Origin of the sequence: Veillonella sp. T11011-6, assembly GCF_002959755.1 — a bacterium.
Taxonomy (GTDB): Bacteria; Bacillota; Negativicutes; order Veillonellales; family Veillonellaceae; genus Veillonella.
Genome location: NZ_PPCW01000003.1, coordinates 43334 through 68094, shown reverse-complemented (window position 1 = coordinate 68094; position 24761 = coordinate 43334). Strand labels below are relative to the sequence as shown.

The following is a 24761-nucleotide window of genomic DNA, read 5'->3' as shown; positions in this document are numbered from 1 at the left end:
TTAATATCATTTATATTTCATTTATCACTTTATTTTGATACCTTTGAAAGCATCTTTCACCTCATTCATTTGGCGTTTTACATCACCAACAGATTCTTTTACATCATCGGGAACCTTGATACTATCTATACCTTTAGCTGAATCAGAGGCACGCTTACTATTTTCACCAGCTTGCTTCATCCCAACTTTAATCCGATCCATGTTCTCATCAATCTCATCGAAGGACTCGTCATAGAGGATAAAATTACTGCCCCCATGGGATGTAATGTTGAGAGGCCCCATGGTGAGCTGCCCATTATCGATGCGCAACGCATCTGTGGAAATGGTCGTAATATTCGTATTAACTGTCACATCACTAAAGGATAAATGACGCCCCTTATTGTGAAAGTTTCCTGTAATATTTTTAATTGGAATGAGCATATAATGGCCTTCACCAGACCAGAAATTCCCCCATACCTCCATATCACGAGGCTTCCCTTCGCTCTTAAAGTTCAAATTAGCCGATACAGGAACGACGAACTCAGGTGTTTTAAGGGCTTCGCTACTATCTAAATCCTTAGCTACACCTGTAATCGTATAGGCTCTTGTATCTAAATTGTATACCCCTTTTGCCTCTAATTTGCCACTGTATACATTAGCATTAACATTTTCAAAATTTAAAATGCCATCTTGGTACGTTACATCACCCACGACGTTTTCAAAGGTAAGCGCAGGAATACGTAAAATAGGCATCGTTACACGGCCTTTAGCCAACGGTCGATTAAAATCACCTGTTACCTTTGTCAACAAGGTCATAGCATCGTGAATATTATCGCCAAAACCAAGGGATGCTGGGTCTACGCCTTTCACATCAAACTGTAAATCCAGTTGAGGCATGCGATGCTTCAACACATCCTTTAAATCAACGCGTCCTTTTAGTGTCATTCCATCACCAATAGCGGTTCCACCAAACTTACCAGTTTCCATATCAACGCGAATAGCGCGCTTACTATCAAGATGAATTTTAGCCTCTACATTCTTCATCACATAGTGACGATTTTTCTGAAAGATTTCTAACTGATTATTTCTAAGTGTAATGGTAAGGTCCAAATGTTGGCCTTCCCAATTAAAATTACGAACCTTCTTCGCCAATTCCTCTTGCCGATCTTGCGTAGTCTTTTTAGGCGGCTTAGGACGCGGTTCTACCTCATCGAGAGGCTTATTCACATCTGGCGAGGCAGGTACGAAGTCGAGCCGGTTATCATCGTCCAAATCGACCACAATGGTCGCATCATTTAACTCGATCCCGTTTATGGCAGAAGCCTTAAAGTTACGAGTGACTACGTCCCACATATTAACGCGAATCTTACCACTTGGAACGGTCAGTAATTCACGACCTTCTGGATCCTTCCACACCAAATCGGTAAAGGATAATGTCCCCCACGGCGTTGCAGTTAAGCTCTCTACGGTTACAGAACCACGCATCATCGTTTGTCGAGCCATAACCTCGTTGAAGATAACGCCCATCCCACGACTCGCTATCGTAGCCAATACAAAGAAAATAATCGCTCCAATGGCAAGAAAAGCAGCAATGCCTTTTAGACCTTTCTTATACAATTGTTTATATTTTGTCCAATAGGAACGTATGTAATGTTTCATAGCATTATTATATCATGATGCATTTATAATTTTATTTTAATGGGGCCCTAAAACGTAGCGGCCGGTATATTGAAATGAGTGGTCTATACAACTTCGCTCCAAAGCGAGCTAAGTCGCTCATTATGTATAGACCACTCATTTCATAACGTTTGTTACAAAGGTGTCCCATTAAAATAAAATATATTCCTAAACTCTGATAATAATAATGATATGAAGCATTACTCGAAAAGAGTTAAACAGAAAAAAGACGAGGGTAAACCTCGTCTCTTTTCTATTTTAGTATTCATTTATCATGCTTCGTCGTCGGTTACGGCCTTGGTGCCTCTTGTACCTGTCCGTATACGCATCGCGTCTTCTACATCGTATACAAAAATTTTACCGTCCCCTACTTCACCAGTTTGTAATGTATTACGTGCTGTATCCATCACGAGATCCACAGGCACATCACACACAACGGTTTCAACTTTTACCATAGGAATTAAATTCACATCATATTGTTGGCCCCGATATACTTCGGTATGGCCCTTTTGTAAGCCACAGCCAAAGACTTGTGACACCGTCATGCCTTGAATACCAATCTTGTTTAACGCCTCTTTTAAATCCTCTAGCTGCTCTGCACGAGCGATTATATCTACCTTTTTCATTCGTTTCATATATCTATCTCCTATGTGGTACAGAAGTACGCATTATATAACCTAACTTTCACCAATTACAGCATATATACATCCAATTGTACCTTACTATGTATCTATCACAAATCATAACAATGACGTTTGATTGGACGAAATAAATCGCCCTGAGCTTTTAAATTCAGATTGATTATAAGCACCTTCGCCATGTTCACTAATATCGATGCCAAGTGATTCAGAGCCAATGCTAACGCGCATATCCATAAAGGCGCTGACGATTTTAAATAGTATAAATGTACCTAGAACGGCAAATACATAGGCAGTAACAAGTGAAAGTAATTGAGGGCCTAATAAGGAGCCGCCATAGAACAAACCATTGGCCCCATCAGGATTAATCATTGTGGTAGCCCATAAACCTGTAGCAATAGCGCCCCACGTGCCACCTACGCCATGAATACCAAATGCATCAAGAGAGTCATCGTAACCAAGGCGGTTTTTAATAATTGCGACAGCAAGATAACACACAACAGCACCTACAAAGCCAATTATAATGGCCGCCATAGGCATTACAAAGCCTGCCGCTGGTGTAATGGCTACAAGGCCAGATACACCGCCAGAGGCAGCCCCTAATACAGTAGGTTTACCGCGGTGCATCATTTCTACTAGCACCCATCCCACAATACCAACAGCTGCAGAGATTTGTGTAGTTAACACTGCATTAGCCGCAAGGAATCCTACGCCAAGAGCAGATCCTGCATTAAAGCCAAACCAACCGAACCATAGAATAGCGGCCCCAAGAATTGTCATCGGCAAGTGGTGAGGCAGCATAGGCATGCGTCCATAGCCGCGACGACGGCCTAGCAGCATACACAAGGTCAAACCAGACACACCGGATAACACGTGAATCGCAAGTCCTCCGGCGAAGTCTAATGCGCCTAAATCACTGAGGAAGCCACCGCCCCAAATCCAATGGGCCACCGGATTATATACAAAGATAGACCATAGCAAAGCAAATACTACAAAGGGGGCAAAGCGCATACGCCCTGTAATAGAGCCACTCATGATGGCTGGTGTGATAACAGCAAACATGCATTGGAATGCTACAAAGGCAAGCTCAGGAATATGTGTATCACTTAAGACGGCTGTCTCCGCACCACCAAGGCCAAATTTACTAAAGTCACCGATGATGCCATGTAGATCATCACCAAAAATTAGCGTATAGCCAATCAAAATAAACTCAACAGAGATGACACCAATCAAAAAGAAGCTCTGCATGATCGTACCTAGCACATTTTTACTACGCGCCATCCCACCATAAAACAACGCTAAACCAGGTGTCATAAAGAATACTAAAGCAGCACACAACAAGACCCATGCTGTGTTGCCCGTATCAATCATATTGACCATAAGATACTCCTTTCCATACAAAAAGCGCCTTGCTCGCAGAAACTCTGCATGCAAGGCACCGTTACCTAACTATTTTATTGTAGTAATAAACATCACTACATACATCCTATATTACATTTCTATTCATGTCAATAAATTCTATAGAATTTTATTTTCAGCTCCATAGATTTCTATGAAATACACTAATTATATAAAAAAGAGCACTCGTTATGAGTGCCCTTTTAAATGTTTAATAAAACAAGCTATTATGCTTTTGCTTGTTTACCGTATTTTACAAGGCTTTCAGCTTCAATTTCTTCTTGAGTGCGATAGTCTTGAGGAATGTCCGCCAAACGAATCCAGCTACGAACTGCTTCTACTAATACGATAAGAATCATGAGGAACATGGCAGCACTAAATGCTACTAGGATCCATTTACCAGCTGGGATATAGCTGTTAAATACGTTTTCAAAGTCTGCAGCGATAGCCACGATAGCCATGAGGATACAAGGAATACCTGTTACCCATGCATAACGTTTGCGGCCAAGTCGCATGATAACTGTAGTACCTACAGCCAATGTCATAGTACCTAATAATTGGTTAGATACGCCGAATAGAGGCCAGATAATACCGATGTTACCTTGTAGAACTAGGTAGCCCCACAAAATACAAATTAAAGCTGCACAACCATAAACGCCAGGAGCCCAATGTTGGTCGTTGAATTTAGGATGGAAATGACCTAATAATTCTTGAAGTAAGTAACGACCTACGCGAGTACCAGCATCGATCAAAGTCATGATGAACAATGCTTCGAACATGATACAGAAGTGATACCAGTAACCCAATAAGTGATCCATGTTAGGCAATCTGGAGAAGATATGAGCCATACCTACTGCAAGGGATACGGCGCCACCAGGACGATGCATCAAGTCTTCACCAACCATTGCGGACAATGCTGGCAATTCATGAACTTGAAGGCCTAAGGCTTTGAAGGATTCAACAGTGGAGTTAATTGCGAAGTAATCATCTGGATGCAATGCAGTAGCTGCGATCAACGCCATCATAGCGATGAAGCCTTCTGTTAACATTGCACCATAGCCGATAGGCAAGATTTCTTTTTCATTAGTAAGCATTTTAGGTGTTGTACCTGTTGCGATAACAGTATGGAAACCAGACAACGCACCACATGCGATAGTAATGAAAATGTAAGGGAATACAGAACCTTTCAATACAGGACCGCCGCCCCAGATATAAGGAGTAACAGCTGGCATTTGAATTTCAGGCATTACGATGATAATACCAAGAGCCAATGCGCCGATTGTACCGATTTTAAGGTATGTGGACAAATAGTCACGAGGAGCAAGCAATAACCATACTGGCAATGCTGCTGCAAAGAAACCATAGACTGCAAGCATGATTTCAATAGTTTGCAAGTCATATGTGAACCAAGAAGCATATTCGCTAGCTGCTACGTTTGGACCGTAGATAATAGCTGCGAAGATCAACGCTACACCGATAATAGTTGCTTCTTGAATTTTACCAGGACGCAACCATTTCAAATAAATACCAATGAAAATAGCGATTGGAATTGTAGCAAATACGGAGAAGAAACCCCATGGGGAGTTATGCAATGCGTTAGCTACTACTACGGCCATACCAGCAAGGGTGATGATCAATAGGAACAATGTAGCAAGCATAGCACCGAAACCAGCAAATTTACTGATTTCTTCCCGTGCAATATCCGCAATAGATTTACCATCATAGCGAACAGATGCGAACAAGATAACCATGTCATGTACAGCGCCGGCTAATACGGAACCGATAAGGATCCATAATGCACCAGGCAAATACCCGAACTGGGCTGCGATAACAGGACCTACAAGAGGACCTGCACCAGCAATCGCTGCAAAGTGATGACCAAATGTTACCCATTTGTTAGTTGGCACGTAATCGTGACCGTCGTTGTGAACCATAGCTGGCGTTGGACGATATTCATCCAATGTTAATACTTTCGCCGCTATGAAAGCCCCGTAAAAGCGGTACGCTAAAATTAGAATACACGCGGAGGCTATAACTAAGTAAATACCATTCATAACCATATAAACACCTCCAATTGTCTTGTGTGACATGGTGTTATATAAAAATATCTGATAAATCTTTTGCACATCCATGCCACATTGGCTCTCTAAACTTTTAGTACTTACAATAATTATTGTATATCTAAACATAAAAGTGTCAATTATCGATTTCTCATTTTGAATGTACATTATGAGTTAAAAGCATAATTAAAAAGCATTCTCCGTTAATAAGAGAATGCTTTTAGCGTTTTATTTTGATAGTAATTATCTATTGTCTTACGACGATGCCTGCTTTGTGAAGAGCCTTTTTAATATCTTTTATAGTTAAAACCTTATTGTGTAACAATGCACTAGCGAGGGCTCCAGTTACATTTGTTTTTGTAAATAAATCCACAAAATGCTGTATATTCCCAGCACCGCCAAAGGCTATTACAGGTACATCTACAACCTCTGCTAAAGCTTGATATAATTCAATATCAAAGCTAAGCCCCGTGCCATGCCTATCGATACTCGTTACCAATAACTCACCTGCACCATGGCCTACCGCTTCTGTTGCTCATTCTAAAGCCACACTGCGACCAACTAGCTCATCAGATGATGGTTCATGATAAAACATATAAGCTATAAAAGCTGTTATTAGAGTTATGAGAATAATAATCCCAAGAAAAAACTTTCTCATCAATCTAGCCCCAAATTTTTTCTATATCAGCTATGCTATGTGCATCAGAGCCTAGTACAAATGGTACCCCAATGATAGCAGCCATACCTTGAATAAAGCGGCTTGGATACATTTCACGGCAATCCGGTTTGAAGAAGCCGCTCATATTGTAGTCTAGTTCGCGACCTTGTACGCGCATGATATGCAAGATATCGCTTACCACCTGTGCATTGCGGCGATCTAAGTGACGCTCAAAGCCAAAGTGGTGTTGGTATTTCTTAATTAAATCAAAGTGACCAATTCGTTTTGGCGTATATTCACCGAGGTCAGCACGTACGGCTTGGCGCACGGTGGAGTAATATTTGTAATATAACTCATATTGCTTTTGAATCCACGGACCAAAGCCCTTTTCAAATTCTTCAGGGCTATAGTCTAAGCAATAAAAGGCATTATTCACGCCTTCCATGAAGTGAACGGATAAAATATTATCATCTGTCAACGGACCATAACGGTTGAGGAACTCTTGAATATCTGTCTCAAAGCCTGGAATATAATCCACTTCAAAACCGAGAGAGATGTCGATATGTGTGCCATAAGCACGTTGTAGTTGGCGACCTAATTCTAAGTAGGTATCTACTTGGTTCAATTTCAAAGACGCTGTATCATAGGCCTTTTGGTCACCACCGTATTCAACGGCAAAAGCCTTTGGCAATGGCGCATGCTCTGTAAGGCATACTTTCTCAATACGCAACTCAATAGCCTTTTCGATCATCATTGCAGTCCGGTCCCCACTACCATGGGGACACAACTCTGTATGTACATGACCGTCCACAAGTCGGCTGCGATACTTGCTATAGCCAACGAACTGTCGTTCATCTTTCATGTTCATTCAATCACCCTATTCGCCCTAACCCGTAGCGAACCCTTATCTATCTTCTGTACTTTATTAATATATCTAATTAATATTTCCATTTATATATCGTTTATTATATATGTATTATTATCTACGTTTTATTATACCAATAATGCGTATGTTTCGGTATCCTGATATTTACCATGTTTAAAACCAACTTGAGGTGTTAGACCACAATAGGTAAATCCAAAGCGCTCATGCAATGCCGTACTCGCTGCATTTCCTGCAGTAATAACAGACACTACCGTATGTAATGTGTCCGTTTCTTTGGCATGTTCTAATATATGGGCCATCAATTTAGATGCCACGCCCTTACCTCTATAATCTTCGTGGATGTAAATAGATAATTCGACGGTACTTTTGAAAGCATCCTTTGTTCTATATGGTGAAAGCGATGCATAGCCTACTACAACATCGTCCATAAGCCCTACAAAAATGCAGTGCTCCGCTGTCTGATGCGCCTCAAACCACTCCTGCCATTCTGGCAACGTACGAGGTTCAAGATCAAGGGTGGCTACGCCATTTACAACCTCGTAATTATAAATATCTAAACAAGATGGTATATCATCCTTTGTAATTGGTTGTATTACTAATTCACTCATAAGAATTCCTCAAAATAGCTGGTATTCCAAAACTAAAATTATTTCTATATAACATAATATATAAAAATAACTCCAATACGCAAGAAAAAGGATGAACTATTCGTAGTACATACCATTTCACATTTCTGCATTTTTAAGAAGTAAAAATTGCATATTTTACTTCTATATCCCCAATACAACAAAACTGAGTGGTAAAAATATCAATTTTTACCACTCAGTTTATGTATTTAAGTTTTAATTGTAAATATATGAGAAGATTAAACTACTAGAAATAAAAGTACTGTAATAACAATCAAAGCCCCAATCACGCTGTAATCAATAGTTTTCAATCCTACAGATGCTGCAAAGCTATGTGTAGGACCGCCAAAGCCACGTAGTTCTAGGGATAGCGCCATTGTTTCGGAGCGGCCCAAGGATTTTAAGAGCAATGGTTGGATTACAGACGCATAGGATTTGATGCGTTTAATGAAGTTGCCTTCTAAGGATAAACCACGGCAAGCTTGTGCCTCTTGTACTGCATGGCTTTCAGCAATGAAGTCAGGCACGAAGCGAAGTGCGGCAGTGAACATAAATGCATATTCATAAGGAATTTTGCATTGTGTTACGAGCGCCGCTGTAAGGTCTTGCAATTTTGTAGTTGCCAACAAGCAGATGAATACAAGCGTCATGGCGAGCATGCGCAAGCCAGATACGATAGCAGATGTTACATCACCGCTGCCGAGGAATTGAACAACCCCAAGGAATACGGCAAAGCTAGTCAATGCCACTACGGCCTTACGTTGTTTGATCAATAGACCTGCAACGAATAACACGACAAGTTCTACAACGACTAAGGCCAATAGAGATTGCCAGTCGCGCAAGAGAATGGCCCACACGGATACGGCGAGGGTCATCAAGATTTTTGTTAACGGTACTAAACGTTCCATATGTCCCTCCTATTTCCCGCTCAACTGAGCCACTAACTTAGATTTCAATTCATCCATAGATTTGCAATAGCCTAGAGATGGTACCGCTAGTGAAAGTTCCACACTTGGCGGTTTTGTAAGGCCTAGGTCTTGCAATTCGTCTGTAGATTTCTTGAATAATTCTTCTGGACTGCCATCAAAGGCAACGGTTTGGTTACCCATGATGAGTGCACGGCTACATTCGCTAGCCATGATTTCCATATCATGTGTAATGAGAAGGATCGTAATACCTTCTTGATTAAGTTGACGCAATAAAGCTAACAACTCTTTAGTTTCCTTACCATCTTGACCACTTGTTGGTTCGTCGAGAATGAGGATTTTAGATTGCATTGCTAATGCGGATGCGATAGCAACGCGTTGTTTTTCGCCACGACGCAATGTTGGAGGATAGGCTTCACGTAAGTGAGCGATACCTGTACGTTCCAACACTTCATCAACGATGCGTTTCACTTCAGATTTACTGCGACCTAGTGATTCAGGACCGAAAGCAACCTCTGTGGCTACTGTTGGTCTGAACATTTGGCGATCCGGTTGTTGGAATACATAACCGATAAATTGACCACGTTTAGATGGTGGCATAGATGTAATATCTGTGCCGTTATAGTACATGCGGCCTTCGCTAGCCTTTTCAAGACCTACGAGCAAACGAGTGATAGTCGTTTTACCACAACCATTACGACCACCGATAGCAATATATTCGCCGCCTTCGATGGTGAAAGTCACATCTCGGAAGATGTCTACGGATGGCACATAGCCAAAGCGGATGTTTTCAACCTTAAGCATGAGCGCCACCGTCCTTTCCTTGTACATCATCAACGCGTTGAATTGGTTGTTTATTTTCTACTGTATTAGATTGATTAGCTGGAGACTTGCTTTCACCATGCACCTCGTTTTGAATAGCGTGAGCCATTTCAATTTGGTGCAAGCCCTTGATAGCAGACTCGATGCTAAGCCAAGGTTCATCACTGTGGAAGCCCGCTTGTTCAAGTTCCATGTACGTTGTGAACACAGATGGCAATGCATCTACGTGAATATTGTGTTCGTACATGTATCGAAGTGTAGTCGGTACATCCGCATCACATGCGATAGAGCCATCCACCATGAGAGCCATGCGGTTTGCATACGGCAATACAGCGTGCAAATCATGGTCGATAACAACAACGGTAATACCGTGTTTTTGATTTAAATCACCTACGAGGCGATATAATTCGGCAGTCCCATCTGGGTCGAGGGAGCTTGTTGGTTCATCAAGCACAAGAACTGTTGGGTTCGTAGCCAATACGGAAGCGATGGCCAAACGTTGGCGTTGACCACCAGACAAGCTTGTAATCTTGCGATCTTCTAAGCCTACAAGGCCAACTTGCTTAAACACCTCTTCAGAACGAGCTTTAATCGTTTCACGATCATAACCGCGGTTTTCCATAGCAAAAGCTACTTCTTCACGAACTGTCATCGTTACGAGTTGCGTATCATAGTCGGCAAGAACAACACCGATATGGTTCGCAAGCTCTGGAATTTCCATTTGCGTAGTCGCTTTACCATCTACAAAGACCATGCCTTCAAGACGGCCGCCGTAGAATTTAGGTACAGCCCCTACCATAGCCATGCAAAGGGTACTTTTACCACAACCAGCAGGACCAGTCACAACGAGGAAGTCCCCATCATGTACGTCGAGATTGATGTTTTCAAGAGACGGTGTAGTCGCCTTTGGATGATAGTAATTTACGTGCTCAATGGAGATTTTAGCTTGGCGCTCAGGCAAGATCGTCATATGACTATGGTCAGACGTCAATTGATCTGCACTTGGCAACATGCCGCGTTTAGAGAATAGACGTTGCGCCGGAATGTATAAGATTGGCGTAATAGCGCCATTCAAAGCACCTACGATAAGCACCAATGGCCACATGCCGTACATGTATACATTATTTGGTAAACCAAGCACTTGCCATAAGAGGGTAACAAAGATACCACCAGATACAACAGTTGCTAAGAAACCAGATACGATTGGTGTTAAATCAAAACCACCGATTTTACGGAACTTCATAGATAACATCGCACGTGTTACGAGAGCCGCTGTCAACGCACCGCCTGGTTCAGACAACAAGTTACCATAAGGGAATGCTGACTTAGATGTCAATACGTTGATGAGGGCCGCTACAAGGCCAATCCCCAATGTTTGACTCAAACTAGGGCGAGTCAATAAAATAGCTACGCAGTACGTAGCAATCGTCCAGTTTGGCGTTACCCCAGCCACACTAGGGCTCACCAAATGCAATATCGTGCCCAATGCGAGCATCAATGTGCTGACAGTAACCCATCTAAACTGGCCACCCTGCACATGCGTGTACACAAGATCTTGAATCCGTTCCATAATAGCCTCTTTTCTAAAAATGAATATATAATCTATATTGTATCATTCTTCGAGAATTTGTGAAAGACTAGAGACCATCCCTAATGTTAATGAACAATCATCTAATTCATACATAGACATATAGGAAATAGTTTTCTGCATTCCCCATTTATACAAAAGAAAGAGGCTACGTAAGTAGCCCCTTATCATTGTTTTAATAGACTATCAAAATATATTGAAACTAGAAATCCTATGCCATATATCCAAATCTAGTATATACATACTCAAAGACATCTCCACGACAAACTTCTATTTGTTGTTCATCGTAGCTTTCTGGAAGTTCCCGCCAAAGAATGTCACGAATTAGATTTTGTATTTCTGCTGTTGTTTCATCCTTATCCGTCCAGTGATCCATCCTTGAAATAGCTTCTGTTATTTTAGTATACATCTCTGTAGCAGTACTTTTTAGTTTCTTAATATCTGCTTTATTAGGATTATCTTTTTTTAACAAATCAAAAATAGCTAATTCATCATCAGTGGTAAACCCTTCACGGATATAACGAGATTCCTCTTCCGATAACTCTTTTACTAACTGTATTAATGCTTCAAATGTTTTTTCTATATTAGTACGGTCTTTTCCAGAGTTATACTCTTCTATAATTTGTCTATAGCGCTCAAAGTAATCCCTACGATTAGGATTAGCTGCTACCAGTCTATCCAAACTACGTTCAATAAACTCACCTAAATCGTTGAACAATAAATTCTTATGTTTAACCCTCGTAAACTCTTTACGCAGGATATTAAAATCGATAGCACTTATATCAATACGAGTTATATACTCTGAACCGGTTGCATCTTCTGTTTGCCCTAAAGATTCTTTCATCCCTATATGCTCACTAATAATTGCATTAATAGTAACCATCAAGTCAGTAGTATCTACATCTCGGCGCTTAGGCTTTAACATCCGATGTATTGCTGCAATTGTTTCATACACTCTTCGTATATCCACAGAAATATCATCACGTTCAATATATTTCATTAACTTATGCAACTCAGATGCACAAGCAGTAAAGGTTTGTTTATCTGCAACAGTACCGCAAACAGCATTAGCAGCCTCATTTAAATCAGATAATCTACTGAAAGGATTAGTTTTAGCATCAGAAAAATCTTCTATAAATATATTCTTTTGTTTAAAAAAGAATACCACCATATCGATTAATTCTAGTATACGAGCAACAAGCTTCTCTTTATCGATGGTTGGATCTACACCATCATGATTTCCAACATTTGCTGTATATTCAGCCAACGCCTTTTTAAGTGCTTCTACAATACCAATATAATCGATAATCAAACCATTACTCTTACCTTCATTAACACGATTAGCACGAGCAATTGTTTGCATCAAGGTATGCGCTTTTAATGGTTTGTCTAGATACAAACAGGACAAGCACTTAACATCAAAGCCTGTAAGCCACATAGCACAGACAAACACAATACGTAATGGATTATCTGAATCTTTAAACTCTTTATCGAGGTCTCGTTTTACCATTTTCCGTCGATGTGTTTCAATATCTAGTCCCCACGCTTTAAATGTTTGGATTTCATTTTGTTCCTGACTGATAACAACAGCCATGTCCGTTTCTTCCATCCATTTTAGTTTGCGTTCTAGTTCTTGTGCTTCTTGTTGTGTTGCTGCTTTAATTTGTTTTTTGAGCTGCTTAATTTCTTCTTTCCAATATTCCTGTACATAATCGTACATACGAACACAGGTAACTTTATTTAAGCATACAAACATGGCCTTGCCACTAGTCCATACATCGGAATAATGTCGTACAAAGTCCTTGGCAATCGAGCGAAGTCTCGGCTCTGCAGTAAGAATATGAATTGATTTTTCAAATTCCTTCTCTAACTTCTCTTGTTGTGCACTATCTAAATCTGCTGCTTCGATAGCATCAAGAATCTCATTAGTTATCTCTGGATTTTGTAAATCATCTAGCTTTGCACCACGATTTTCATAATATAATGGCACCGTTGCGCCATCCTCAACGGCTCGTTTAAAATCATAGATCGATATATAGCCACCAAAGGTACGTTCTGTAATATTATCATATGAAAGTAGTGGTGTCCCAGTAAACCCAATACGTGCCGCTGTCGGTAATAGTTTCATCATATTATCTGCATACAACCCATACTGACTGCGATGGGCCTCATCAGACATAATGATGATGTCATGATCAGGATAAATCGGCTCTACATCAGATTTATTGAACTTATGAATCAATGTAAAAATAAAGCTAGGGTTTCCTTTTAGTTTAGCAATTAAATCCTCGCCACTAGTTGCAATACATTGTTTTGCCTTACTATCCTTGCCAAGAATGCCACAATTTTCAAAGGTATCACTAATTTGTGTATTAAGCTCTTCTCGATCTGTAAGAACTACAAAGGTTGGTGAGCCTGCCATCTTGCGACGTATCTTCTGGGCAAAAAAAGCCATAGAATAGCTTTTACCAGAACCTTGTGTATGCCAAAAGACACCAAGTTTACCATCTTTTAATTCTCTATCAGCATATGCCTCTACTGCCTTATTTACACCTAAGTATTGGTGATTACGAGCTAATATTTTAGCAGTACGACCATCAGAATGGTCAAAGAGAATAAAATTCTCTAGTAAATCAAGAAAGTTTTCCTTATTACAAATACCTAGAAGCATAGTTTCAAAAGCTACACTCCCTTTTTCATCCTCATCTAGTCGCTTCCATTCATGAAAGAATTCGTATTTACTACCAACAGTACCCACCTTCGCTTCTAATCCATTAGAAAGCATTATAAAGGCATTGTAATAAAACAATTGTGGAATGGTATCTAGATAATCTTTGTAGTTATCCTCAAATGCATTTCGCACATCAATATCCGGCCGTTTCGCTTCAATAAACAGCAAAGGAATCCCATTCACAAATCCAACGATATCTGCTCGCCGATTATACAAATCACCACGAACAATAAGCTCTTTTACCGCTAAGAATTCATTATTATGTGCATTATTGAAATCTATAATAGCAGCCTTTTTAATCTCCGTTCTCCCATCAGAGCGCTTAACCGTTACAGAAATACCGTCACGAAGATAATTGTATTTCTCCTCGTTGATTTGTATTAAAGATGCTGTTGATATTCTACGAGTTAATTTAGTAATTGCCTCTACGATTTGTTGATCATTAATCCAAGGATTGAGTCGTTTAAGGACCTTTCGAATTTCTCTAGTCAACAAGACTTCTTTATAACTAGTCCTACCAAATGTACCATCTACTCCGAGTTGCTCACTATTATACGCATAGGCAACCTTCCACCCCAATTTATTCTGTAGCACATCACACGCACTATCCTGAACTAGTTTCTCTTCAGAATAATCATGGCTCATAGTAACACCTCCTTTACACCTCTATTTCCCCACTCATAAGCTTAGGGAGTAAACGATTCCGGGCTTCAGTTAATCTGAAAATCATTATTTGTTTAAATTCTATTTGATCAAGAATAGGTTGTACAATCAAAGAGAATCGTTCCAATATATCTCTCGTAGGCATTATAAACGGCATACTCTTAATAATTTTCGAATTAATTGCTTTTGATATCGATGATGTATTTCCAAGAGAATCATATTCGAAATTCTTAAGATAACAATATGTGTAAGCTCTATCTAAATCATTATCAATATAAAAATGTGCAATTGCTTCATTAGTACACATATCGACGCCAGTAATTGCCACTCGTCCAACAGTCAATTTAAAACTCACTAAAATAGACCCTTTTGGTACTACCTTCATATTATGACGAACAATGGCATCAGCTGTTAAATCTTCTTTACTATAAAAACAAAAAACCCCAGCTTCTCCCATGTCAGATATCGATATCCACGGAGTTCCTTCTCCAGAATTGGTGAACCATTGTTTTTCAGCACGAGATGGAGTCTTCCCGATAGTAATCTTAAAATAATGATCCGCACAATTTATATTCCATCTTTCTGGAACCCCATCTACAATGTCCACATTTTCATTCCCAGGAAATCGCAAATCTATAAACCATTCCTTATATAAACGCTGTGCAGCCTCTTCAAGGAGCTTGATTTGCTTTTGATTGTTTTCAATGAGGCTATCAAATGTGGAAAGAATTGAACTTATATGCTCTTGTTGTACAGGTGAAAAATTAAGTAACTCAAAATCTGGTATTAAGTTCTTATTACCTCGCGGCATTTTTGTTCCGTTTGCACCGGCCATCATATAATCAAAAAATGCATTCTGAGATAATACATAATATAAAAATTTGGAATTTATGCCATTTGCTCGAAAAACGATAACATCATTAGAACACCCTCCATTAAAGGTTGCATACCAGATTTTTTTAAAGTACGGCCTTATATTAGAAACTAAAATATCACCACGTTCAAATTTAGTAACTTTATCTGCTTTTGGCAAATCATTACCAATTATGATACCTCCACGATTAGATAGCATATTATCGGTAGTAATATAGTCTTGCACTTTTAAAAGCCCTATATCAACTTTTTCAGAGACATATGAGGCAACATCTCTCAATTTAATCATAATCCCATCTCCTTCATATTATTAGAGATAGTTTCCATGAGTATATTAGATTCTTGTTGTAATGCTAACAGTTCTTCATGTATTTCAGCCATACGTTCTTTGAAGTTAACCCCATCATCTTCTACAGGGGCTACACCAACGTAAGCACCTGGTGTAAGAGACCAATTTTTATCTTCAATACTTACACCCTCATTATCACCTTTAGCTTCGTTTGTGATATATGCAATCTTACATAAACCTGGTACATCTACATATTCGCCATCGCCAAATTTTTCATATAACCATTGTGCTTCTTGGGCAATAGTTAATGTTTCTTTTACAGCTTCTACCTTTTCATCATATTCTTGTTGAATTTTTTTGCTTTTACCCCGGGCCGCATCAGCAACAGCTTGTTTACCTTCTGCCTTAATTACTTTCACTTTTTCAGATAGAGCTTCTATATGCTCCAAAAAGGTTTTATCTTCACCTAATGTATGGCGATATTCATTAAGGAGTTTTATATATTTCTCTACTTCACCACGATAGAGCCAAACAATAGCATTTAAGTTTCTTAATTGCCATTCAGACCATTCATTTAAATTACGATCTAATTCAGTATAGTAGTTACGTGCATCAATAAAGAGAACTTTATCCTTAATAGATTCTGGTTTTGCTTTATCAAAGAACCATAAAGAACATGGTAGAGTTTTTGTATAGAAGAATTTATTTCCTACGCTCAACATTACATCCACTGCACCAGTTTTTACTAAGCGTTCACGAATTTCCTTATCCTTACCTTGACTATCCGTAGCAGAAGATGCCATAACAAAGCCAGCGCGTCCTGTATCATTTAAACAACTATAAAAGTAAGAAATCCACAAATAATTTGCATTACTAATCTCATTTTTATCATTAACAGTTGGTAAGCCAAATGGTAAGCGCCCTGCACTTAATGTTGATTCGGCCTTTACCTTATTAACATTAAATGGAGGGTTCGCCATAATATAGTCACAGCGACCATCTAATTGATGAGCATCATTGTAAAAGCTATTACCTTCATCGCCAGATTTAATAACACCAGTTAAACCATGAACCGCCATGTTCATTAAACAAAGCTGCGCATTATACTCAACCTTTTCTTGACCATAAAATGTCATCGCACTATTTGCATTCATCCCCTGAGCATTGACAAAGTCACCAGATTGAATGAACATACCACCCGATCCGCAGGCAGGATCGAATAATGTACCATGAGTTGGTTCCAGAACATTAACAATCATCTTAACTAGAGATTTAGGCGTAAAAAATACACCGTCATCGGAAGCAATATTCTTAGCAAATTTATTTAAGAAATACTCATAAATTCGACCAATAATATCTCCACCTACTTCATCAAGAGCAGAGTTATTAAAGATACGAAGTATTTCTGCTAAAAGCTCATCTGAAAAGTCTGTATAATTCTTAGGCAATATCCCTGTCAGCTGTGCACTTTGATCTTCGATTAAAGCCATAGCATTATTTACCACTTCACCAAGGCTAGTCATAACTTGACCATCCTTACTAGTTAAAGCTGCACCTTTAATGTCCTCTGGTAAGTTAAGGAGATAGTCATATTGTGCTTCTACTGGCAAATAAAGTGCACTTTTAGCCTTAAAGTCACTAGCTTCTACAGGCATAACACGGCCATTACGCATAGGTCTATCTTTTAAAATTTCAGCCTCAACAAGTTTGAAACGACTATATGCATAGCGCAAGAAGATAAGACCTAATACAGGCATACAATATTGATTGGATGTTAGTTTAGATCCTTGCCTTAATGCATCTGCTGCTTCCCATAATTCATTTTCTAGTTTTCGTATATTAATCATCGATTCCAACCCTTACATCATCAACAATACATGCAAAGTCATATAAAGTGTTAATCCCAATATATAACTTTGAAGCATGTATTTTTACGTATTTTATATCAATATTATACCATTACAAACAAATACTATTTTAGATGTAAAAAAGCGCCCTTGAGGGCGCCTATAAAAAAATAAAGCAACACCGAATTAACGATGCTGCCGCTTGAAACCAAAAATGGTTTTTCTATGTACCTAAATATTACCTTATGTGGAACCATGTGTCAATAGCTCTAATAAACACATCAAATGTAGCTTTTATATTATCATGTAATCTATAATCATTATCTCGGAAAAAGCGTTGCTTAAGTTCATCTAATTCACCACATATATGGTTATGAACACCAGTACTAATACATATTCTCTGATGAGCATACATCGTAGTTAAGATTTGATAAGTAGAAATATGTCTCAAATGTCTACGTCTGCTTGATGGCGATTTTATAAATTTAGCACATTCTCTTGATAAATCAACATTAATGCTTTTATTATGTGTAGAGTTTATATCATTAATAATACAATTATTATGAGCACATGCATTCCGTAAACTTTTAACGGTATACATTAAGTATAATCGTTCTGTAATCTCAGTATTTTGCAATAAGTCTGCACAGTATTTGTAGAAGTATAAATACTGTCCAAAAGAAATCATTTCTAGAAAGGCCCATACAGGACAACGTTTATTTTCATCATCAATATATTTAGCGTATAAATTACCACAATATAAGCTACCACTATTTTTCCATAAGTCATGCTGTAATTGTTCAAAATTAGATTTCTCTAGCTGATTCATATAATCCTCAACTACATCATATGGATCAATATTATTCTGCTGTAAGACAGATAATAAATGAACTTTTGAAAAATGCTCAATCCCAATAGCCATCTCTAACATGATTCGTCTTAATCTATTATCAATACATGCTAAATCAATTAAATAGCTAAAATCTAGATTTACATATTTTCCAGATTTTGTAGATTTTAAAAAGTTCTTCCTAAAGGCTCTAAGTTTAAAATAGTTATTATTCTCTACTAAATATTGTTCTGTTTCTACTTCAGTAATATTATTAAAGGTAATACCTTTAGATATACTATGCTCTACCTGTTCTCTTGGTGTTAAAAATGGACCATCTGACATACAGCCGCTCCCTTCAAAACAACGATAACCATACACCAAACAAAAGTAAACTTCCTATAAAGAATTATAACACTTTGCAGTTATACCTGCCCCATTTAAAATAAAAACATTCTAATATCCTTAGAATATTAAACCGCCTTTTCTAGCTTGTGGTGCTTAGCTAATTTGATTATTCATAATTAAATCCCCAGTTCATTCTTTAGTTCCTCTGATGAAATCCATCCTTGTTCTTCACCAGATTTACGACCTGCCTTTAAAGCGCCCATAAGTTTTATCGTAGCCATTACACGTTCATGATCTTGAATGTCCATAATTATATATCTTCCCTTCCCATTTCGTCCTAAACATTTGAAGCCATATCATTAATGATTGCGTTCGCAACATTAGTCATTCTTATTGTAAAATAAGAATGACCTAACACCCCAAATTGGACGTTAGGCCATTTCTCATTTTCTTATTTCCCAGGAGATGAGCCTAACGCATTCCAGAACGTTAATTGGCTCTTCTTGTTTTGTATTATACCACATCTACTTTTATTTTATAGCTGAGAAAACTAACTTTTACTATCATAATTAAATTTCTATTCTCACTTTCTCGTCATATAGTTGTGATATAATGCATACAAATACTTATGCCTAGGACATAGGAGGTCTATATGTACAAATATATTACAATTTTAGGGGCCGCTGGCCAAATTGCACAAAAGTTGACTGCTACATTATTAACATATACAGATATGCACCTTACATTATATGGTCGCCAATTGAGTACGCGTTTACATCCAGAAATTTTAGAGCATGAACGGGTTACTGTCATCGAGGGATCCTTCCAAAACCCTGCTAAATTAGAGGAAGCTGTAACAAATGCAGAGATCGTATTCGTAGGCGCTATGGAATCTGGCAGTGATATGGCGGCTATTGTGAAAGCATTGAGCCGTAAAAATATACGCCGTGTTATCGGCCTTTCTATGGCTGGTCTTTCTGGTGAATTCCCTGCAGCACTTGAAAAATGGACCTTCGACAGCTTGCCTATTAGCTATGTTCAAGGCGAACGACAAGCACGCAATGTGTTGCGCGAATCCAATTTAAACTACACAATCTTACGCCTCACATGGCTCTACAATGATCCAGAAAACACAAATTATGAACTAATCCCTGAAGGCGTTCAATTTAACGATGCCCAAGTTACACGGGAAGCAGTAGTAAAAGCCATCTTCGATATCTTACATGTAGATGATGAAACACCATTCCACCGTGCAAGCATCGGTATTGGCGAACCAGGCACGCACTACGACAAGCCAAGCTTTCACTAATATATAACTATATTAATTCTTAAATAATAAGGTATATCCAAAATCTAATCGGTACATTTTTACTCATGTAATATAGATTTTGGATATACCTTTTCTTATTCCCATATTTTATAGTTATTTATATAGATTAACTTTCGTATTTAGGCTATACTAATAAATGATTAAGTTATACTAATAGATATGCGAAAGTAAACGCCTATGCGGTTATCGATACTATTTATATATACATTTTGTTGTATAAATCATTTCAAAATCCATGTATAAAAATTAACGATATCCATTTTTAGTCCCACTTAGGGCTGAGGCTGATTAAGGAGTTATTATGAATCGCATTGTTGTTATTGGTAGTTGCAACATGGATATTGTAGTGCTCGCGGATAAATGTCCGGCGGCAAGCGAAACAATCTTCATCGTAGGCTTTGACGGTACTGCTGATGCAGACAAAGCTGTTAAAGACGGCACATTGGCTGCAACAATTGCGCAACAACCAGACCAAATGGGTAAAATCGCTATTGATACAGCTCAAAAAGCTATCAAAGGCGAAGCTGTAGAAGCTAAAATCCCTGTAGATCTTAAAGTTGTTACAAAATAATTGTAAATAGAAACTGGGTACAAAAAAGAGTCGCATCCTTTGATGCGACTCTTTTTATTTCGGCTCTCGTTCCAGAAATTCTTTGAAAAATTCAATGAATTTTGGCAAATATGTTTGATCTAAACTTTCAATTGTCATATTACATTTATAATTATAAGTAGTACAGATAGTTACATCTATCACCAAAGCACCCTTTTGATCTAACGAGAATGTTAGGGTATCCCCTTCTCCAGTTAATACATAGGTAAAGGTTGCTTTGCCTTTACAGTTCTCATACAAATCAACTAATTCTTGATAGCCTTTGCGAATCCCGGACCAGTCGCTAGGATCAATATAGCCAGAACAGATATTATAGCCTCGTTTAATATATACGCCAAACACACCAAATTCAGATAGCTCTACATCCATATCAAAGGCAATTGTTAAATTTGGTTCATTTACGATTTCATACATCCTATTCCCACTCCACAAACAGTAACATTTTTATTTATTATAACATTACATGTATTAACGAAATAGTGTCTATAAATAGTTAAAAACCATGATTCAATAGAAGAAAATATAAAATAATAACTACATACAAACTATCAATAACGATTACATATAAAATAGTAACTATATGTAAAAAAAGCCCGAGCCATATCTTTTCTAGATATAACTCGAGCTTTATTTAGATTATGTGCTATATAACTATTACATGCTATATAAACATGATGCGTTCATGATTCGTTAAATAACATCATGTATCTTATATAACATTTTTGTGTTATGAAAACAACATATATTAGAACATGAAGTTTACATCTGTACGCCAGTAATCGCCTAATTTATTACCGTCCATGTCTTTATTACCGAAGCCATAGTAAGCACCGATAGATACGTTTTGGAATGGTACGTAGTTTACATTCGCTACGAAGCCTTTGAAACCATTGCGTACATGAGCTACGCCCTTATTATCTACATAATGTTGATTGTAGAAGCTATAGGCAGGCGCAAAGGCACTACTGAAGATTGGGGAGTTTCCTTCTTGGTAGTAGTATTGACCGCGTACGCTATAGGTATGAGCTTTCTTAATGTCATAGTTACCATAGCCAAGACTAGCCATCCAAGCATGAGAATCGGAAACGCCTGGAGCTGTAAGCCATTCGCCGAATACATTCCAACGGTTAAAGTTCATATTTGTATTGAGGCCCCAAATATTTTTGTATGGAGAATCAATAAAGGATTTAACTTGTTTACCTGTCAACGCATCCACATCTTGGCCTTGGTACAATTTACCATCATGGAAACGACCATACATACCACCAAGAGTAACATGTTTATTAAGTTTACCCTTAACTTCAACCATAGCTGCAGTAACTGTATTTTCTCTAGTTTGGTAAGTAGGAGCGCCGCCCAACCAGTAACCATAACTAGCAGATACATCGAGCTTGCCATGTTTGTACATGAGGCGAGCACCATCAACGAGATCATCATACATAAGGCCTAGACCTGGTGTATAGAGTTGACGACCTACGCGCAATGTAGTGTCTTTACCAAAATGATGATCTACATAGGCAAGATTAATTTTACCTTGTGTAGCATTGCTATTGCCGAATTCACTAGAACCTTGAATACGTACAACCGCATCAGTTTTATCGTTAACCTTAGCATTGAAGATCACACGAGCACGATAATCAAAGGAGGAATGTTTACCATACGCATAGGTATCATTTTTCAACTCGCTGCCGCGGTAACGCAAACGGTAATTACCAGTCACCTTTACATTCCCTACTTGATTTTCTAATTTGGCTACTCGTACACCTAATGTGTTGAGTTCATTTCCAAATTCGTCTGCCAAGCGATTAATCATAGCTTGTTGTTCCGCATTGGCTTTATCTTGGTTAGCCATAGCTTTAGCTACCATTTGAGCCATTTCGTATCGCGTAATAGGATTGTTACCTTTGAAAGTTCCATCAGGGTACCCATTAATAATCCCTGCATTCGCTAATTGCTCAACAGATTGGTACGCCCAACTAGAAGCATCTACATCGGAAAATGGATTGGCTGCATACACACTTACAGAACCTAATACCATACAGGAAACTAAACTTGCTACCAACTTTTTATTCATTAAAAAGACCTTCTCTCATATAGATATCACACAATATCTCATATATTAAATTTATTTTATGTACTCAAGTACATACCGAAATAACATAGTACTCAAGAACTAAATCTTACATTATATAGTGATTGAAAGCTAAATCTATCACTACACACTCCCCAGAAGTAAACACTAGTACTTCTGAGATTTTTATTCGTGCGGTGTTGTATAGTTAATATCTTGTGCCTTGTAGCTTTCACCATGACCTAATACGTGAACAATGGTTTCTAGTGTGGCACGTACAGTTTCAACAGCCATACTTGGTTGATTTGGTTTATCCACTACTTGGGATGGCAAGTACGGAATATGCATGAAGCCCGCCTTGATATTGCCCTTTTGCGCTGCATAATGACATACACCATACATCAAGTGATTACATACGAAGGTACCCGCTGTATTAGAAACCTTAGCTGGAATACCATTTTGATGCAATGCGTTAACGATGTTTTTAATAGGCAATGTCGCAAAGTATGCACTAGGGCCATCGGCTACAACAGGTTCATCTTCCGGTTGGTTGCCCCCATTATCTGGGATGCGGAAATCATCACAGTTAATAGCAACACGTTCTACTGTAATATCTGGGCGACCGCCTGCTTGACCTACACATAGAATGAAATCTGGTTGGCACTCTTCAGCCGCAGCTTTCACAGTATCAACAGATTTGTAACGTACAGTAGGAACCATTTGAGTCACTACCTTGTAGTCACCATCGGTATAACCATCCATTGTTTTTACCGCTTCCCAAGCAGGATTAATAGGTTCACCGCCGAATGGATCAAAACCGGTAATCAAAATTGTTTTCATCACACTACCTCATAACGAAATTCTATGATTTATATCAATAAGCACATGTTTTCATAAGGACAATCATACACTAAAACCATATCACAGCAGATTGTATATAACATCCGCTCTCATAAGAATATCGTTCTTTCACAGAAAAGGGTTAAATAAAGTAATACATTAATAGAATGTTCAACACGAGCATAATTAATGCAATTGGAAGTTGTGCTTTAATAACGCCGTATTGGTCGCGCATTTCAAGGAGCGCTACCGGTACGATGTTGAAGTTGGCAGCCATAGGAGTCATCAACGTACCGCAATAGCCAGCAAGCATTGCAATAGCACCGACAGCAGCTGGGTTCGCACCATGAGCTACGACGAGCATTGGAATACCGATGGCACTTGTAATCATTGCGAACGCAGCGAAGGCGTTACCCATGATCATTGTGAAGATAACCATACCGATGCAGTATGCTACAACAACGAGGAATACATTGTCAGCTGGTACTACACTTGCGACAGCACTGGAGATAATTTTACCAACGCCAGCCAAATTAAATAGATAGCCGAGAGCCGCTAATAATTGGGACAAAATAGCAGTCCAACCGATTGCATCGATAAGGCGACGACCTTCATGGAAACCTTGGTTAAGGTTACCCTTAGTGATGTAAAGAGCGGCACACATAGCGATGATTGCGGCGATACCGAGACCTACAAGAGCACCTAGTTTAGTAAAGAAGCCGATTACGAAGGTAATGATACCAACAAGCAAAGCTGGAACAAAGATAACATTACCAATACGAACTGCTTCGCCTTTTTTAAATTCGATAGCAGATTCAAAGTAATTGCCTTTGCCAAGTTGTTTCACCAAGACAATAACTGCCATGGCAATTACGAGCCACCCATTGATTTCCTTGGAGAGATAAGAACCAAAGATAAAAGATACGCTGTATAATAACCAGAATAGGCCTGTACCAATGCGATATTTATGTTCTTTATCTAAAAATGATTGAATGGCAAAGATAAATAGAATAATCCCTACGAGAAGATATACATAATCTAAGGGCTGCATTTTATAGAGTAGTTCTAACAT

General features: G+C 38.6%; 19 protein-coding genes and 3 pseudogenes. 3 read left to right on the top strand and 19 right to left on the bottom strand.

The genetic code is table 11. The annotated features are described in order from the left end of the window. Positions 1–24 precede the first annotated feature (24 nt). From VRHSUH10_RS04355 to VRHSUH10_RS09575, 15 genes and pseudogenes are all read right to left on the bottom strand, one after another. Positions 25–1638, bottom strand: coding sequence for a membrane biogenesis protein AsmA (locus VRHSUH10_RS04355; RefSeq protein ID WP_105089596.1), 1614 nt, complete (start codon positions 1636–1638; stop codon positions 25–27). Positions 1639–1928: 290 nt separating this feature from the next. Then, positions 1929–2291 (bottom strand): P-II family nitrogen regulator, encoded by a 363-nt coding sequence (locus VRHSUH10_RS04350; RefSeq protein ID WP_105086369.1) that lies wholly within the window; start codon positions 2289–2291, stop codon positions 1929–1931. A gap of 105 nt (positions 2292–2396) precedes the next feature. After that, positions 2397–3674, bottom strand: a complete 1278-nt coding sequence (locus VRHSUH10_RS04345) for an ammonium transporter (RefSeq protein WP_105089595.1) — start codon at positions 3672–3674, stop codon at positions 2397–2399. 245 nt (positions 3675–3919) lie between these two features. Then, positions 3920–5752: a carbon starvation protein A gene (locus tag VRHSUH10_RS04340; protein ID WP_105089594.1), complete on the bottom strand. Its 1833-nt coding sequence runs from the start codon at positions 5750–5752 to the stop codon at positions 3920–3922. A gap of 247 nt (positions 5753–5999) precedes the next feature. Next, positions 6000–6269 (bottom strand): annotated as a pseudogene (locus tag VRHSUH10_RS04335) (HisA/HisF-related TIM barrel protein); the annotation flags it as partial. 145 nt (positions 6270–6414) lie between these two features. Continuing rightward, the gene (gene hisJ / locus VRHSUH10_RS04330) at positions 6415–7278 is read right to left on the bottom strand and encodes a histidinol-phosphatase HisJ (protein WP_105089593.1); all 864 of its coding nucleotides are present in this window, start codon (positions 7276–7278) and stop codon (positions 6415–6417) included. 125 nt (positions 7279–7403) lie between these two features. Continuing rightward, positions 7404–7904, bottom strand: coding sequence for a GNAT family N-acetyltransferase (locus tag VRHSUH10_RS04325; RefSeq protein WP_105089592.1), 501 nt, complete (start codon positions 7902–7904; stop codon positions 7404–7406). A gap of 257 nt (positions 7905–8161) precedes the next feature. Then, positions 8162–8830 carry an energy-coupling factor transporter transmembrane component T gene (locus VRHSUH10_RS04320; RefSeq protein WP_105089591.1) on the bottom strand — a complete coding sequence of 223 codons (669 nt, stop codon included), beginning with the start codon at positions 8828–8830 and terminating at the stop codon, positions 8162–8164. A 9-nt stretch (positions 8831–8839) separates the two neighbouring features. Continuing rightward, on the bottom strand, positions 8840–9652 hold the full coding sequence (locus VRHSUH10_RS04315) for an energy-coupling factor ABC transporter ATP-binding protein (protein WP_105089590.1): 813 nt from the start codon (positions 9650–9652) through the stop codon (positions 8840–8842). After that, positions 9645–11240: a tryptophan transporter gene (locus VRHSUH10_RS04310; RefSeq protein ID WP_105089589.1), complete on the bottom strand. Its 1596-nt coding sequence runs from the start codon at positions 11238–11240 to the stop codon at positions 9645–9647. Before VRHSUH10_RS04310 ends, VRHSUH10_RS04315 begins: the two co-directional genes overlap by 8 nt. A gap of 229 nt (positions 11241–11469) precedes the next feature. Next, complete coding sequence (locus VRHSUH10_RS04305) at positions 11470–14634, bottom strand: type I restriction endonuclease subunit R (protein WP_105089588.1); 3165 nt, start codon at positions 14632–14634, stop codon at positions 11470–11472. 13 nt (positions 14635–14647) lie between these two features. Continuing rightward, a complete protein-coding gene (locus tag VRHSUH10_RS04300; protein ID WP_105089587.1) occupies positions 14648–15814 on the bottom strand; it encodes a restriction endonuclease subunit S in 1167 nt (388 codons plus the stop codon). Further along, positions 15811–17661, bottom strand: coding sequence for a class I SAM-dependent DNA methyltransferase (locus VRHSUH10_RS04295; protein ID WP_105089586.1), 1851 nt, complete (start codon positions 17659–17661; stop codon positions 15811–15813). The genes VRHSUH10_RS04300 and VRHSUH10_RS04295 overlap by 4 nt, the downstream gene beginning before the upstream one ends. 238 nt (positions 17662–17899) lie before the next feature. Continuing rightward, positions 17900–18835 (bottom strand): Abi family protein, encoded by a 936-nt coding sequence (locus tag VRHSUH10_RS04290; RefSeq protein ID WP_105089585.1) that lies wholly within the window; start codon positions 18833–18835, stop codon positions 17900–17902. Positions 18836–19014: 179 nt separating this feature from the next. Beyond that, positions 19015–19146, bottom strand: coding sequence for a hypothetical protein (locus VRHSUH10_RS09575; RefSeq protein ID WP_255403552.1), 132 nt, complete (start codon positions 19144–19146; stop codon positions 19015–19017). Positions 19147–19179: 33 nt separating this feature from the next. On the opposite strand from VRHSUH10_RS09575, the pseudogene VRHSUH10_RS09610 reads away from it, so the two are divergent. From VRHSUH10_RS09610 to VRHSUH10_RS04275, 3 genes and pseudogenes are all read left to right on the top strand, one after another. Beyond that, positions 19180–19242 (top strand): annotated as a pseudogene (locus tag VRHSUH10_RS09610) (putative holin-like toxin); the annotation flags it as partial. A 248-nt stretch (positions 19243–19490) separates the two neighbouring features. Beyond that, positions 19491–20147 (top strand): NAD(P)H-binding protein, encoded by a 657-nt coding sequence (locus VRHSUH10_RS04280; protein WP_105089584.1) that lies wholly within the window; start codon positions 19491–19493, stop codon positions 20145–20147. Positions 20148–20535: 388 nt separating this feature from the next. Next, positions 20536–20739, top strand: a pseudogene (locus VRHSUH10_RS04275) (substrate-binding domain-containing protein); the annotation flags it as partial. Between the two features lie 54 nt (positions 20740–20793). Here VRHSUH10_RS04275 and VRHSUH10_RS04270 read toward each other — a convergent pair. From VRHSUH10_RS04270 to VRHSUH10_RS04255, 4 genes are all read right to left on the bottom strand, one after another. Continuing rightward, positions 20794–21192 (bottom strand): hypothetical protein, encoded by a 399-nt coding sequence (locus tag VRHSUH10_RS04270; protein ID WP_105089583.1) that lies wholly within the window; start codon positions 21190–21192, stop codon positions 20794–20796. A 331-nt stretch (positions 21193–21523) separates the two neighbouring features. Then, positions 21524–22852 carry an S-layer homology domain-containing protein gene (locus tag VRHSUH10_RS04265; RefSeq protein ID WP_105089582.1) on the bottom strand — a complete coding sequence of 443 codons (1329 nt, stop codon included), beginning with the start codon at positions 22850–22852 and terminating at the stop codon, positions 21524–21526. A 183-nt stretch (positions 22853–23035) separates the two neighbouring features. After that, a complete protein-coding gene (pcp, locus tag VRHSUH10_RS04260; protein WP_105089581.1) occupies positions 23036–23689 on the bottom strand; it encodes a pyroglutamyl-peptidase I in 654 nt (217 codons plus the stop codon). 142 nt (positions 23690–23831) lie between these two features. Then, positions 23832–24761 (bottom strand): DUF979 domain-containing protein, encoded by a 930-nt coding sequence (locus VRHSUH10_RS04255; protein WP_105089580.1) that lies wholly within the window; start codon positions 24759–24761, stop codon positions 23832–23834.